7 protein-coding genes are annotated in these 14,498 nt (G+C 63.1%); 3 read left to right on the top strand and 4 right to left on the bottom strand.

What is annotated here, in order from left to right; translation table 11 throughout:
• Positions 1 to 19: 19 nt before the first annotated feature.
• The 4 genes from recD to ABH922_RS01205 form a co-directional block, all read right to left on the bottom strand.
• Entirely contained in the window at positions 20 to 1,906 is a 1,887-nt protein-coding gene (gene recD, locus ABH922_RS01220) for an exodeoxyribonuclease V subunit alpha (RefSeq protein WP_424805199.1), read from the bottom strand.
• Positions 1,903 to 5,214 carry a UvrD-helicase domain-containing protein gene (locus ABH922_RS01215; RefSeq protein WP_424805198.1) on the bottom strand — a complete coding sequence of 1,104 codons (3,312 nt, stop codon included), beginning with the start codon at positions 5,212 to 5,214 and terminating at the stop codon, positions 1,903 to 1,905. Before ABH922_RS01215 ends, recD begins: the two co-directional genes overlap by 4 nt.
• Before the next feature lie 2 nt (positions 5,215 to 5,216).
• The gene (recC, locus tag ABH922_RS01210; RefSeq protein WP_424805197.1) at positions 5,217 to 8,492 is read right to left on the bottom strand and encodes an exodeoxyribonuclease V subunit gamma; all 3,276 of its coding nucleotides are present in this window, start codon (positions 8,490 to 8,492) and stop codon (positions 5,217 to 5,219) included.
• Between the two features lie 149 nt (positions 8,493 to 8,641).
• Positions 8,642 to 9,379, bottom strand: coding sequence for a hypothetical protein (locus tag ABH922_RS01205; protein ID WP_424805196.1), 738 nt, complete (start codon positions 9,377 to 9,379; stop codon positions 8,642 to 8,644).
• Between the two features lie 866 nt (positions 9,380 to 10,245).
• Here ABH922_RS01205 and ABH922_RS01200 point away from each other — a divergent pair.
• The 3 genes from ABH922_RS01200 to ABH922_RS01190 all read left to right on the top strand — a co-directional run bounded on the left by ABH922_RS01200 (position 10,246) and on the right by ABH922_RS01190 (position 14,485).
• Complete coding sequence (locus tag ABH922_RS01200; RefSeq protein ID WP_424805195.1) at positions 10,246 to 10,983, top strand: hypothetical protein; 738 nt, start codon at positions 10,246 to 10,248, stop codon at positions 10,981 to 10,983.
• A gap of 3 nt (positions 10,984 to 10,986) precedes the next feature.
• Positions 10,987 to 12,990 carry a YhgE/Pip family protein gene (locus ABH922_RS01195; RefSeq protein ID WP_424805194.1) on the top strand — a complete coding sequence of 668 codons (2,004 nt, stop codon included), beginning with the start codon at positions 10,987 to 10,989 and terminating at the stop codon, positions 12,988 to 12,990.
• An 82-nt stretch (positions 12,991 to 13,072) separates the two neighbouring features.
• Positions 13,073 to 14,485, top strand: coding sequence for a glutamate decarboxylase (locus ABH922_RS01190; protein WP_424805193.1), 1,413 nt, complete (start codon positions 13,073 to 13,075; stop codon positions 14,483 to 14,485).
• The last annotated feature ends 13 nt before the right edge of the window (positions 14,486 to 14,498 follow it).

Raw genomic sequence — 14,498 nt, 5'->3', positions numbered from 1 at the left:
CCCGAAAACCGAATGCGAGTCAACTCGACGACGGATTCACCGGACCGTCGTACAGGGCGATCTCTCGCCGCAGTCCACTGGCTCGAAGTACCTGGCGCTGCACGCCCGCTCGAACGGACTGCTCGGTGCCCAGAATCCTCACGTGACTTCGTGCCCGAGTGATAGCCGTGTACAACAACTCTCGTGTCAGCAACGACGACCCCTCAGCCGGGAGCACGACCGAGACGGTTCCGTACTGGCTGCCCTGACTGCGATGAATGGTCATCGCATACACGGTCTGTACCGACGAGAGTTGACTCGGATGAACGAGAAGAGCTGCACGGCCGCGCTGGAACGCGGCGACACGGGTCCCGTCCGGGCGTGCGACGATCACCCCGGTGTCACCGTTGTAGATCTTCGCTTCGTAGTCGTTCGCAGTGACCAACAGCGGCTGACCGGCATACCAGTCCGACGGGTCCAAGAACTTCCCGCTCGCGGTACCCACCCACTCGATCGCTCGTCCGGCCCACCAACTCACCCCGGACGGACCGCCTCGATGTGCACACAGAAGGCGATGCGCTTCCATGGCCTCGAGCGCTCCCACGGCGTCTGCACGCTCGGCGTATCCGGTGACGGCTGCCGAGGTGTTCACGATGTCGGCACGAAGTTCCTCCACCTCGTCCGGGCCGTGAAAAGAGACTGCCGGATCACCACTGCGCAGGATCCGCAACGCCTCGTCCTCGTCCCCTTCGCGCACCGCGCGCGCGAGCAACGCAATGGCACCGTCGAATCGGCGCCCGCGAGAGAGCTGAACGATGCCGCCGTGCAACCGCTTTCGCTCGTCGAGGGAAAAAGCTTCGGGTGATTGCCCGTCAACCAGATCTGCATCTACCAAGTCGAAGAAAGTCGGATTTCCCGCCGACACCACCGGCCGCGCCATCAGATCCGCGAGCACTGCGCCGGCGTCCACCGACATCAGCTGATCCGGGTCGCCGACCAACAGCACCCGGGTGTCAGGTCGGACGGCTTCGAGGAGTCGTGCCATCATGGTCAGCGAGACCATGGACGTCTCGTCCACCACCACCACGTCGTACGGAAGCCGGTTGGTGGCGTTGTACGTGAAACGACTCGAGCTTCCCCGCTGCCATCCCAGAAGACGATGCAACGTCATGGCGCTGAGATCTGTAGGTAAACCTTCGATCCCGTCTTGTCCACGTACCGATTCCTGAAGCCGCGCTGCGGCTTTACCGGTCGGGGCAGCCAGACCGATTCGCACGCCCGGTCCGAGTATCGACGCGAACAGGGCGAGGACCCGCGCCACCGTATGGGTCTTTCCGGTGCCCGGCCCACCTGCGATGACAGTAGTCCAGTGCGTCACCGCAAGCGCTGCACCGACACGCTGCCGATCCGGCCCGACGGTCGAGTCGGCCGAGGCGGCGAAAATGGCAGCCAGCCGATTCCGGACCAACTCGCCGTCGATCGTCGGATACGAACTCGCCCGCTCCTCGAGTACCCGCCGAATTGTTTGCTCCTGTCGAAAATACCGATCCAGGTAGAGCAGCTCACCCTCGTCGGTGTCGACGAGCCGCAGCGGCCGCAACGGGCCTGCGGTACCACCGATCACGAGCGGACTCGACCGCAACGCGGTCACGACGGTCGACGTCTGCGGCCACGGCAGTCTCGCCAAGTCCTCGGCATCCGTATCGTCGACGATCACGTCGCGGATCCGACGAAGATCGAGGCATACCGATCCCGAGCGCACTGCCCGAACCGCCAGCGCAGCAGCCAACATCACCACTTCGGAACTCTCGCCACCGAGCATGCACAGCCGCGTTGCGACATGTACGTCTGCCGCGACGAGCACCCCGGCCTCGTTGAATGCCCGCACTGTTCCCTTCGCTCGCTGTGCGAGTTGAGCATCCGTCACTGCGCCTCCGTCCACGGTCGGGCACCCGGATCGAGCCCGGCAAGAAGATCGGACAGTTCCACGACCAACTGTGCCGGGGGTTTCCAATCGAAGACCCCGCACCCGGCGGGGCTGTCCGGACCGAGCATTCCGCGTACGAACTGGTACTGCGCACCACCAAGATGCCGTTCGGGGCGGTAGTCCGCCATCCGCCACCGTAGATATCGATGTAGCGCAACCGAATACAATAGCGCTTGCAATGGATAGTGGGATCGAATCATCTCGGCTGCCATGAGCTCGCGTGTGTAGTTGGCGGCCGTCAGATCGCCGCGGCCCAGGCGGTTCGTCTTGTAGTCGACGATCACGAAAGTCGGTCCGGCAATGCGTAATACCGCATCGATACTACCGGTCAGAAAACCACGCATCGGTACCGACTCCACCCGGTCCAGACTGTCCGCGTACGTGCTCAGGATGTCGTCCGGGCCGAGATGCCGCCGCAGTAGCGCGGCGATCGCACGCAACGTCACCTCGACCGATCCCGCATCGTCGCCGCCTGCCAGTGGAAGTTCGAAGTCGAGCTCGGCCAGTCGATCCGAAGGCGCCACGGTGGCCAGCGTTCCGAAACCGACAGGGGTCTGCATCACGAGGTGGAGCGCGTCGGCCAAGGCGTTCGCATCCACGTCGGCAGCACGGGCCGATACCGCTGCGGCGCAACGGGTACCGATCTCCGATCTCAGGTCTCCGGCTGCGGTGTCGACCACTTCGAGTACTTCGTGGACCAAGGTGCCGAAGGCGGCGCCGGCAGGCAGGCCGTTCATCGGCGACGGCATCGACTCCCACGGCGACGGCGTCACCACGCCGATGTCGACGAAGTGTTCCGGCTCGTCGTCTTTTTCCGGATTCTCGACTTCGCTCTCGGACACCGCATGGTGGGCGCCCGCAGTCAGGGCGGAATAGGACGTGCGGCGCCATGTCGTGTCCGGGCGCCGCCCGAAGTGTGCGGCGGCAAGGTCGGCGGCGGCCGCGCCCGAGCCGACCCACCTCGCCGATACCGGTGGGTGCGGTCCGACCGGTTCGACCGAGACGAGCGAGGACGCCGCGCCCGGCCAGGCTGCCAGGCGTGAAGCCGTGACCGAGTCGTCGAGCACTTTCACCACCCTCGCAGGTTCTGCGACACCGGGGGTTCGGCCGAACAACAGGCGATGCAGTGGCGATCGTGAAGTTCCGAAAGACGGTGCCCACCACAGGACCAACTGACACTGCGCCCTCGTCAGGGCAACGTAGAGCAGTCTCAGTTCGTCCCCGGCCGATTCCGATTCGGCGACGGCTTTCCGGGAGTTGTGACCGGGCCCCTCTTCGCCGCCCACATCGAGAATCCGTCGACCGTCCGCGTCGTGCAACAACTGGGTCGGCGACGGAAAACCGCCGACGCCTTCCCACCCGAACGGGACGTACACGATGGGAAATTCGAGTCCTTTGCTGGCATGGACGGTGGCGATCTGCACTGCCGCCGCATCACTGTCCAGGCGGCGGCTGCGATCGCTCGCATTTCCCGACGACGGATCCTTGATCCGCTCGGACAGCCACCGGGCCAGCGCGCTCAGCCCCAGCCGTTGCTCGGCCACCGCTTTCCCGAGAAGTTGAGCGATGTGGCACAAGTCGGTGAAGTGCCGCTCGCCGGAGGTGGTAGCCAGAATGCGCTGCTCCACCTTCGACTCCGCTGCGATCCGCTCGAATACCGCCGCGAATCCGATCCGGTGGAAAAGCCCGGTCAGCACCCGCATCAACGAGGACAATTCGCCCACAACGTCGTCACCTGCCGAATCCACCTCCTGCGGGGTACGTCCGAACAGCGGAGACAGCGCCGCCAACCGGATTCGATCCGATCGGTGCGGTTGCTCCATCGCACGGAGTAACCACAGCCAATGGGTGGCGCTCGCGGTGGCGAAAACACTGCTACCACCGGAGAGCACCGACGGCACTCCCACTGAATCGAGCGCGTCCCGCACCAGGCCTACCTGCTTGTGGGTACGTACCAGAACGGCGAGATCGCCCGGCTGTACCTTCCGCGGGCTCCCGCCGACCGCGAGGGTGGTTCCACTGTCCAGCAGGTGTACCACCTCGGCCGCCAGATCCTCGACAACTCTGCCACGAAGCCTGCCCACCGCCGGAAACCCCGATCGGTTGAGTGGTCCGGCGCCGGTCCGCGGAAGATGACGCACCCGCATCGGTGTCTGATCAACAAAGCGGGAGTTCTGGTAGGACGCACTGATCGGGTGCACGACGATGTCGTCGTGGCCGAGCGCGGCACCACCGTAGAGTTGTTCCAACGCCGCCAGCAACCCTGCATCACTGCGCCAGTTCGTGGTCAGTTCCTGATGATGATCGGCCTGACGGACGGCATCGAGATAGCTCAGTACCTCGGCGCCACGAAACGCGTACACCGCTTGTTTGGGGTCACCGACCAAGATCAATGTGGTGTGTCCGTGAAAGGCCAGTCGCAAGATGTCCCACTGCAACGGATCGGTGTCCTGGAACTCGTCGATCAAAACCACCTCGAACTTCTCCCGAACCCGCCGTCGAGCGATCCGGCCGTACTCCGGGTCGATCAGCACTCCGTGCAGCAGTGTCAGTAGATCGTCGAAGTCTCGGATTCCTCCAGCCCGCTTACGTCGCTCGACTTCGGCGCGTACGGCACCTGCGAACTCGACTCGCTGACCCGGGACGGTTTCCTCGCCGGAATCCGGTTGGAGTAGCGCCTGACCGTCACCGACCGCACTCCGCCCGATATCCTGAGCATCCTTGTGAGAGAACGGCGGTGAGGTCGCGGACTTCGAATACCAACCGAGATAGATGTCGGAGACCACTTCACCGATCAGATCGTCGATCGATTCCACGAATACCGCGTCGGGTTCACGTTCGCCGGCAATCCCGAGCCCGTCGAGCATCTGCTGACAAAAGCTGTGGGTGGTGGTGATCGTTCCCGCATCGAACTCCGCCAGTGCCCGCAGCAGTCTACGGCGTCGCACTCCCACCTCGTGGTCGGAGACCGCGGCAAGATGGCGAACCAGCTGATCACCGCAGGCACGGGCCGCCACCGGATCTGCCAGCTTCGACGACACCTCCGTGAACCGTTCCCGGGCACGCTCGCGAAGCTCTTGCGTCGCAGCACGACTGAATGTCACCAGCAGCACGTGTGAGATGTCGGCCAGTCCCTCGGCGACATATCTCGTCGCCAATCCCACTATCGCGTAGGTTTTACCCGTCCCGGCGCTCGCCTCCAGGACCGTCGTACCGGTAGGCAGTGCTCCCGACAAATCGAAATCCACGGCTACTCCACCCTCTCGTGGGTCAGTAGCGGTACCCACAGTCTCGCGGCGAGAACTCCGAATCTGGTGGGTTCCTCCGCCCAGCCGAACTCGTCGTCGAGCGGTGGTGCTGTGGTCAACTCCGCGAACGATCCCACATCTGCGAAGACGTACCGATTGCCCGGATCCGCGTGATCTCCGAATTGGCTACCCCACAGAGAATCTGCACCACCCATCGCATCGTCGACCGATTCTCCGCCGAAGCGACGACGGGCATACTCAGCTGATGCATTCGCCCACATCGGGAGCGGCGCATCGAGGCCACGATCGCGCAGATCCACCAACTGCCTCAACAGTTCGAGGGCATCGTCCGGCGCGGTGAGCATCGAACGGGAGGCGGCTCGACGGTTTCGGCCACGGCCGACCGTCACCGCGTCCACCTCGCTACTTCTCCGGTGGACCGCCAGCGCCATCAGATTTATCCAGGCGGTGAGCCGATGCTTGACCGCCAGCGACGAATACGACGACCGCACCACCGTCGTTCCGTACACGCCGCTGACGGTACCGGTCAGTCGACGACCGCCACCGAGGTCGATCGACACGTCCACTGCTTTCGATTCACCCCGCACGTGAGGCGAGGTCAGTCCGGCCAGTTGATCGACGACCCATTCCACATTTCCCAGCACCGCAGACCCGAATCGATACGGCGGCAAAGAGCCTCGTCGCCATTCGGCTGCCCGGAAGTCCGCGGAGTTGCGGCCTGTCAACGCCGAACGCAGCATCCGATCGCCGAGATCCCATGTCGACAGCGGGTCCAACTCCGCACTGAGTGCATCCTCGACGTCGTCGCCGAGTTCGGGAACCCGAACGCCAAGTCGTTGTCGAAGAAAACCTCGGGCCGGATGGACCAGAAAACCGATCAGATCGGACAGCTCGACATCGAGCCTTCGCATCGCGGGCAAAGACACCGCATGTAGCGCCGGAGTGTCGACGGGCGCACGAGCCGCCGCTCTGGCACCTTCGAGTGACGTCACGTCGAAGCTGAACGGACGTTCGGCATCGAAGTTGCGTTTGTCGAACGCCTGCAACGGATGTCGAGTGATCACCGCCGGCATCGCCTGGGCCCCGACCGTCGACTCGAGGACGTCGAGTAGTCCGCTCAGCGGTATCGCCGGCGGTCGAACGGCACCGGTCACCGGATCGGCGCCGGTGTACAGGAGAAGCAGGTGCTCGCCCGCCGACATCACCGCGTCGAGCAGGAGTTGACGATCCTCACTGCGTATGTCCCGCTCCCCCACCAGCGGATCTGCGGCGAGGATGTCGTCACCGTCCACTCCACCTGTACGTGGGAACACCTCGTCGTCCAAGCCGAGTAACACGACCACACGGTGCGGTACCGAACGCATAGGCACCATCGTGCAGACAGTGAGTTCCCCGGTCCGGAAGTTCGCACGAGTCGGCCTGCCCGCGAGGCTTTTCGAGAGCATCGCGCGGACGTCGGCGAGCTGCAGGGTGGTTTCGCCGCCGTATTCGAAGGCAGCGGCAAGCTCTCGGTCCGCCTGCGCAACCTGCCACGCGTCGGCGCCAGGTGTGTCCACCAGGAGGTCCAGTGCCCGGGTCAAGATCCGTAACCACTCCGACGGCGTGTGCGGACCTGTCAGATCGCGCAAGGTGACGGCGAGGCGGTCGACGAACTCGGCGAACCGCCCGCTGAGGTCGATATCGGTGCCGTCGACGTCGTCGAGCGGCAGCGCCAGATCCAGCCAGGCATTCTCGGACTCGTCTGCACTGACCCCCAACAGGATTCGGTCCAGCGCCGTGTTGAACGTGTTCTGCGGGAAGCCGTCCAGTCCGAATCTCGAGCGCTGTCTGCTCCCGATACCCCAACGCGCCCCGGCGGCGCTGGTCCATTCACGAAGCCGTTCGATCTCGTCGTCGTCGAAGGCGAATCGGGTTCGCACCGGTCCCGCCGCTGCCAGGTCCAACACCTGACTGGACGTCACTCGACCATCTGCCAACTCGAGCAGCGTGCCGAGAACCGCGAGAACCGGATTGGTCTGGCGTACACCGCGATCTGCCAGTCGCACCCGGAGCAAATGTCCGGGATGACCGACCATCTCCTGCCCGAATGCCGCGCGTACCAACGGTGCGAACGTCTCGACGTCCGGACACATCACGAGCACGTCTCGCGGTTCCAGACCGGGATCGTCGACGAACAACCGAAGAAGGCATTCCCGAAGCACCTCCACCTGGCGGACAGGTCCGTGGCACGCATGAACCTGAACGGTGCCGTCCGGCACTGCGGACAACGTCGGCGCACGATCCGCGGCCACACCGGCTTTGAGAGTGGCCAGGAGCGTCGTCGACTCCGATCGACTCGGCAGGTACACCGACTCGAAGCTCGTGCAGAGCAGGCCGGACTGGAGTTCTCGCACATCACGACCCAGGCTCGCCAATAGCGGATTCTCGCAGATCAGAGCCGACGTGTCCGCCGAGCGACGCGCCGAAGTCGAGTCGGAAGTGAAGTCGCCCAAACGGTTCCACAACACCGGACTGGGGTGTGGCACCCAGAGGTACACGTCCCGGTGAAGCGCGAGGGCCTCGAACACCGATCGTTGATCCACGGGAAGCCTGGTCGGCCCGAAGATCGACACCCGTTCCGGAAGATCGACCAATGCAGGATCGTTTCGAAGCATCCGACAGACCTGCTCGAGCCGCTCGGCAGGTCCGGGTACGTCGATCCGGTCGGCAACCACAGTCCACAACTGCGCTTGCCACCGAAAGTCGTCCGCGAGCTCCACTCCGTGCCCGTCGGTCAATCGCCCTGCCGACCAGTCGCGGAGCATCTGCGGCCGCTGAGCGGCGTACGAGCAGAACAGTTCGGTGACATGCGACGCCGACGCATACCGCCTGCCCGCCCGGTGCCCGTCCAGGTGACGAGCGAGCACTCCACACCACGGCTCGGTGATCGACTGGTCGATGGCATCGAGAACCGACCACACCAGTCGAGACGGCGACCACGGATCGTCGTCCGCCTCGACGCCGCTGACGGCGGACACCGCCTCGGCGACCAAGCGGGCGGGTGACGGGTACCCGATGTTCGCCGAGATTCCATCCGACGACGCCAGATCAGTTGTCCCCAGACGCGCCGAAAGTTGCTGGTTGAGCCATCTCTCGGTGCCCTTGGCAGGCACAGCGACAATCTCGCGGGCGAAGGGCTCCGCCATCGGAGTCTGCAGGAGCATTGCCAGCGCCGCGACCAAGGTGTCCGACCGTTCGGCCCGATAGAGCGTGAGCATATCCCGCCCCTTTCAGCGCGTCGAGGAATTCATCTCACCACGACGTTACGACACCTCGGGCACGACGCCGTCCTCTACCGGACGAGTGACCTCCCCACCCCGGTCAGAGCATGTTCTCGGGTGCAGCACACCCCGAGTACCCACTCGGTCTACTCGGCCGCCGCCAACTGCTGACAAACCTCGGTCGCCACCAATTCGACCACCCCGATGTCCGCCGGAAGTATCCGATACTTCCGGCGAATCGCACGCCCGACAGTGGTGAACGCCGCCTGCGCCGAACCGCGATCGGTCGGGCGCTCTCGACAGGACTCGAAGTGTCCGGCGTCGGGCGGCAAGGCAAAGTCACCGAGCTCGCACAGCGTTCGGGGTCCGCTCGGTTCCACGTGCTCGACGACGTACCGGCCGTACAACGTGCACGATCTGCCGGCTTCGCCGTCCGCGATGCGCTCGACCCGATGACTGACGTAGAGAAGTATTTTCTCACCGGTGTGCTGGTGAACGAACTCTGCCGCACTGGTGTCGAGCATTCGGTCGTGGTGTTCACCTCGAGCTGCAATACCATTGAGCTCGAGCAGCTCTCCACACCGACCGATCTCGGGGTTCTCCGTCCACGGACTTGCCGCGAGTTGCGCTTCGCGCCATCGTGCGCGCACGAGGTCCCGCGCCCACGGCTCGGCAGGCAAGCCGTCCAGACGCGCCAACTCCGGTATCCGATTTCGAGACACTGCGAAAATCTTGGCGATGGCACGATCACTCGACCCCAGGTGCCGTAACGCGGAGATACCCAGCGCCAGAATCGCCTGCTCGACCCGAACGAGGGCGTCGACCTGAATGCGGCTCTCGTCTCGGGCCTCCACCAGAGCCTGTGCGAGCGAATTGTCGTCCATCTTCGAACTCCTCGGGCGTCGTACCGATCTCGATGCAATGTGTACGAGCGGATCAACACTGTCGATGTCGTACGGCGCATCCGTTTTCGATGATGCGTGCGAACACGATTGACACGCAAGACCGCGTACACGTGAACACGGGATGTCCACTCAGGGGCAAATACTCCGACAACTCGCCCGGTTCGATATCGGCGATTCATTTCAACCGCCTCCTATAGAACCACCCCAATTACTACATGAAAGCGATCATCCACACGAGAACTACCTAAATGTTATCGATCCGCGATCGACTGGCACTCGAACAGGGCCAGGAATCGTCGATCGAGCCGGATATGCTGCGCTGGAAAGCCGATCGAGATTCAGCCTCGCCGATCATCGGCGATCCACCTAATTCAGACAAACAGACCAGGCCGATGCTAATCTTCCGACCATGAATCGAGCGACAACTCGTAGTGGGCGTTTGGTATCGCGAAATGCACGTGCCTTCGACGGGATGAGCAATCGAGTAGGTAACGGCGACAACACCGAATCACCGAAAACAGCGATTTGTGAAAACCCGGAGCTGTCCCCGTTTTCCGATGACCCACGTCGCGATCCACCACGTCGTGTCCGCGCCGACGGGGCTCGGGCAAATCTGCTGTCGGCCGAGGGAGGACGCCTGCGGGCACCGACAGTCCGTGGTGCCCGCAGATGGAACTCGTCCGCGCGCGTGGAGGACAGGGCAGTCCACGAGAACGCCGGTTGCACTCGAGCGTGACGCCTCCACCCCGCTTCACACGTCGCGGATGATGCCTGGAATCGAAATCTGAAATGGAGCGTGCCGCCGTGCAGTCAGAAGCCCACAATGGTCAGGCCGTCGGTGCGCGATGACCGACGTCGACTCGCACTACGGAACCACGGAACACCTGACACACCCGATCCTTGCCGCCGACGGTATCGCCGTACGTGCACCGTGGGGAAACATCTACGGACCCATCGACTTCCGGGTACAAACAGGTGGGGTGACCATCCTGGCCGGAGCAGACGGCCGTGGACGCACCGCACTCCTTCTCACCTTGTGTGGCCGAATGCGGCCGTCGACGGGAATCCTGACGTCGTTCGGGACCAGCCGCGACGCCCACGCGCTGTTCAAAGCCTCCACTGTTGCCTCGATCGACGAGGTGGACGGAATCGAACAAGCCATCACCGTACGAGACGTGGTCACCGAACATGTCCGATGGAACTCGCCGTGGTATCGGCTGGTAGCGAAAGTCGGTGACCAGGAACTGGAACGGGTGTGCCGGTCGACATTCGGCCCACACCCGATTCCCGCCCTGTCCGCATACGTGGAAGAGCTCCCAGAACTTCACAATGTGCTGCTTCGGATAGCAGTGGCAAACATACGCAGACCGCCGTTGCTCGTGGTCGGTGGCGTGGATCGACTCACCGACAACGACAACCGAGAGCTACTACTCGAACGCCTGGTGGACCTGGGCCGCAACCAAACTGTCGTGACGGCTGATGTCAATGCACTCGGCCCCCGCAACGGAGTTCGAGAAGTAATTCCGATCGACCAGTCGAACGAAGACGAAATCGATCAACTCGACGTGGAAGGCCGGGTATAGCCGATGCTTGCCGCAATGTCACCGGGTAGTGACGTGAAACGCTACTTCCGTGGCACTGTCCCTCGACTCGCCTTGGCGGTCATCGTCTTGATGCCACTCCTCTACGGCGCCATGTACTTGTGGGCCTTCTGGAATCCCTTCGGCGAAGCAGACAAGATGCCGGTGGCTATCGTCAATGCGGACAAGGGCGCCACGATCCAGGGCAAGCAGATGAACGTCGGCGAGCAGGTCACAACCGGGCTGGTCGACTCCAAGCAACTGGATCTGGCCGTGGTGTCCGCCGAGGAGGCCGAACGCGGGGTGGCCCACGGAAAATACTACTTCTCGGTGACACTCCCCGAGAACTTCAGCGAGGCCGTGGCATCGCCGCAGGGGGACAATCCCGAAAAAGCCAACCTGATCTTCACCTACAACGACGCCAACAACTACCTCGCAACCATCATCGGACAGGATGCGGCCTCGCAAGTCGTCAACCAGGTCAGTGCCCAGGTGGGCGCGCAGTCCGTGGGAACAGTGCTGACCGGGCTGAGCGAAGCCGGGTCCGGACTGAAGAAGGCGGCGAACGGCGCAGACCAACTCAACAGCGGCCTCGTCACCGCGAACGACGGCGCCCGACAACTCGCGGCGGGCTCGCGGACCTTGGCCGACAACATGGTCACGGCGCGTGACGGTTCCGCTCAACTCGCGAGTGCAACCGCACAGATCTCCACGGCGATCACATCTGCGACCGATCCGCTTCTGGCTGCGATGAACAGCGGTGCGGGCACCGTCGACCTCGATCAGTTCGCGGTCTCCACGTCAGGTTTGAGCAGCCGAATCGAGACGATCGCCGCCGGCATCGACGGGTTGTCCGGCGCGCAGTCTCAGGCCGCTCAACGTGTCGATCAGGTAGTCGCCGCCCTCCGCGCCAACCCCGACCCGACCGTGCAAGCCGTTGTCGACACTCTGGCACCGGTCACCGACCTGCTCCGCACCCCGACACTCGATCCGGGCACGACCCGTGAGCTCGAACAGATTCGCACGGACGCACGGGTGTTGTCCGATCAACTTGCCGACCCCACCAGCCCGCTTCGCGTCGGCCTGACACTTCTGCGAGACGGCGGGTTGCGGTCCGACGTGATGGCCGTGCGCAGCGCTGCCGAACAGCTCAGTTCCGGGGCCGCCACCTTGAGTAGCGGCTTGGTCGAACTCACCGACGGTAGTTTCACACTCGCAGACGGCGCCGCTCAACTCGCCGACGGAACTACCGAACTGGTTTCCGGTTCGGGGGAATTGGCATCGGCGCTGGAAAACGGCGTCAAGCAGGTTCCCGACTGGACCGACCAACAACGCACTGCGGTCGGTCAAACGCTCTCGGCGCCGGTGGCGCTCAAACAGGACTACACGAACGAGGCCCCGACCTTCGGAACCGGTTTCGCACCGTTCTTCATGTCTCTGGCACTTTTCGTCGGCGGCATCATCACCTGGATGCTACTGACCCCCTTGCAGTCCAGACCGATTTCCGCGGGCTTGAGCTCCATCCGCGTCGTCCTGGCCTCGTACTGGCCGGCGTTGCTGTTGGGATTTCTCCAAGCCACCGTTCTCTACTCGGTCGTCACTCTTGCAGTCGGGTTGAAGCCTGTTCACCCGATCGCGACGTTCGCGTTCCTGCTCCTGGTGACAGGAACATTCATGTCGATGATCCAGGCGTTCAACGCAATTTTCGGAGTTGCCGTCGGCCGAGTGGTGACATTGGCGTTCCTCATGCTGCAACTCGTCTCCGCGGGTGGAATCTATCCGGTACAGACGACCGCGAAGCCATTTCAATACATCCACTACGTCGACCCCATGACATACACGGTGAACGGGCTCAGACAACTCACCGTCGGCGGGATCGACTCCCGACTCTGGATCGCGACAGCCGTACTTCTCGGAATCACGACCGTGTGTCTGACTGCCAGTGCGCTCTCCGCACGTAGAAACCGTCAGTACACCATGGATCGGCTGTACCCTCCGGTAGTGGTGTGACCGACCGCTGCCGATCTGTACGTCTACGACAGATACTGCACTGCAAGATGTTCGAAGTCCGTTCAGCATCCCAGGAGGATTCATGACTGCCATCGATCGCCGTAGTGACGCTCGCCAGGACACCAACCTGGGGGACGTACTGTCACTCAACCCGGTATTCACCCGCCCAGGCGAATCCACCCAACTGCCGAAATTCCGGATGCCGGAAGGACAAACCCTCCCCGATACGGCGTATCAGATCATTCACGACGAGGCCATGCTCGACGGTAACGCCCGGCTGAATCTGGCCACCTTCGTCGGAACCTGGATGGATGATCACGCCACTCGGCTCTACACCGAGACGTTCGACAAGAACATGATCGACAAGGACGAGTACCCGCAGACTGCTGCCATCGAGGATCGATGCTGGAAGATACTCGCCGACCTGTGGGGCTCCCCGGATCCGGAGAACGCGATAGGCACGTCGACGATCGGTTCGTCCGAAGCGTGCATGCTCGGAGGCCTGGCGCTCAAGCGTCGTTGGGCGACCGCACGTCGCGCTGCAGGAAAGTCGACCGAATCGCCGAATATCGTGCTGTCCAGTGCGGTTCAGGTGTGCTGGGAGAAGTTCTGCAACTACTTCGAGGTAGAACCGCGGTGGGTACCGGTCAGCGAGGAACACATCGTCCTCGATGGGCACGACCTCGACAAATACGTCGACGAAAATACCATCGGTGTGGTCGCCATCATGGGTGTCACCTATACCGGCATGTACGAACCCGTTGCCGATATCGCAAAAGCTCTGGACAAGATCCAGCAAGACACGGGGCTCGATGTTCGCATTCACGTAGACGGAGCGTCCGGCGCGATGATCGCACCGTTCTGCCAGCCGGACCTGGTCTGGGATTTCCGTCTCGACCGCGTCGCCTCGATCAACACCTCCGGCCACAAGTACGGTCTCGTCTACCCCGGTGTCGGGTGGATAGTCTGGCGCGACACCGAGGCACTGCCGGAGAGCATGGTGTTCCACTGCAGTTACCTCGGTGGGAACATGCCGACCCTTGCCCTCAACTTTTCGCGGCCGGGAGCGCAGGTTCTGTTGCAGTACTACATGTTCCTGCGATTGGGCAAGGAAGGCTACCGTCAGGTCCAGCAGCTTTCGCTCGACATAGCACAGTACCTGTCGAGTGAGATCGCGAAGATGGGCGCATTCGACTTGGTGAGCGACGGCTCGGATATCCCGGTATTCGCATGGCGAATGAAGCCCGGCCACACCCAGAACTGGAACCTCTACCACCTCTCCGATCGACTTCGATTGAAGGGTTGGCTGGTGCCTGCATATCCGATGCCGGACAACCTGACCGACGTGACCGTGCAGCGGATCGTGGTCCGGAACGGGCTCAGTCGCGACCTCGCGGCCGCGCTGATCGAAGATCTCAGGAACGAGGTCGCGTACCTCGACAACCTGGAAGGCCCGATGCCGGCGGAATCGGCGAATCTGAAGTTCGCTCATTGAAATACGGTGACGA

Source organism: Rhodococcus sp. 27YEA15 (assembly GCF_049739425.1).
Lineage (GTDB): Bacteria > Actinomycetota > Actinomycetes > Mycobacteriales > Mycobacteriaceae > Rhodococcus_F.
This window is presented reverse-complemented; position numbering and strand designations above follow the sequence as displayed.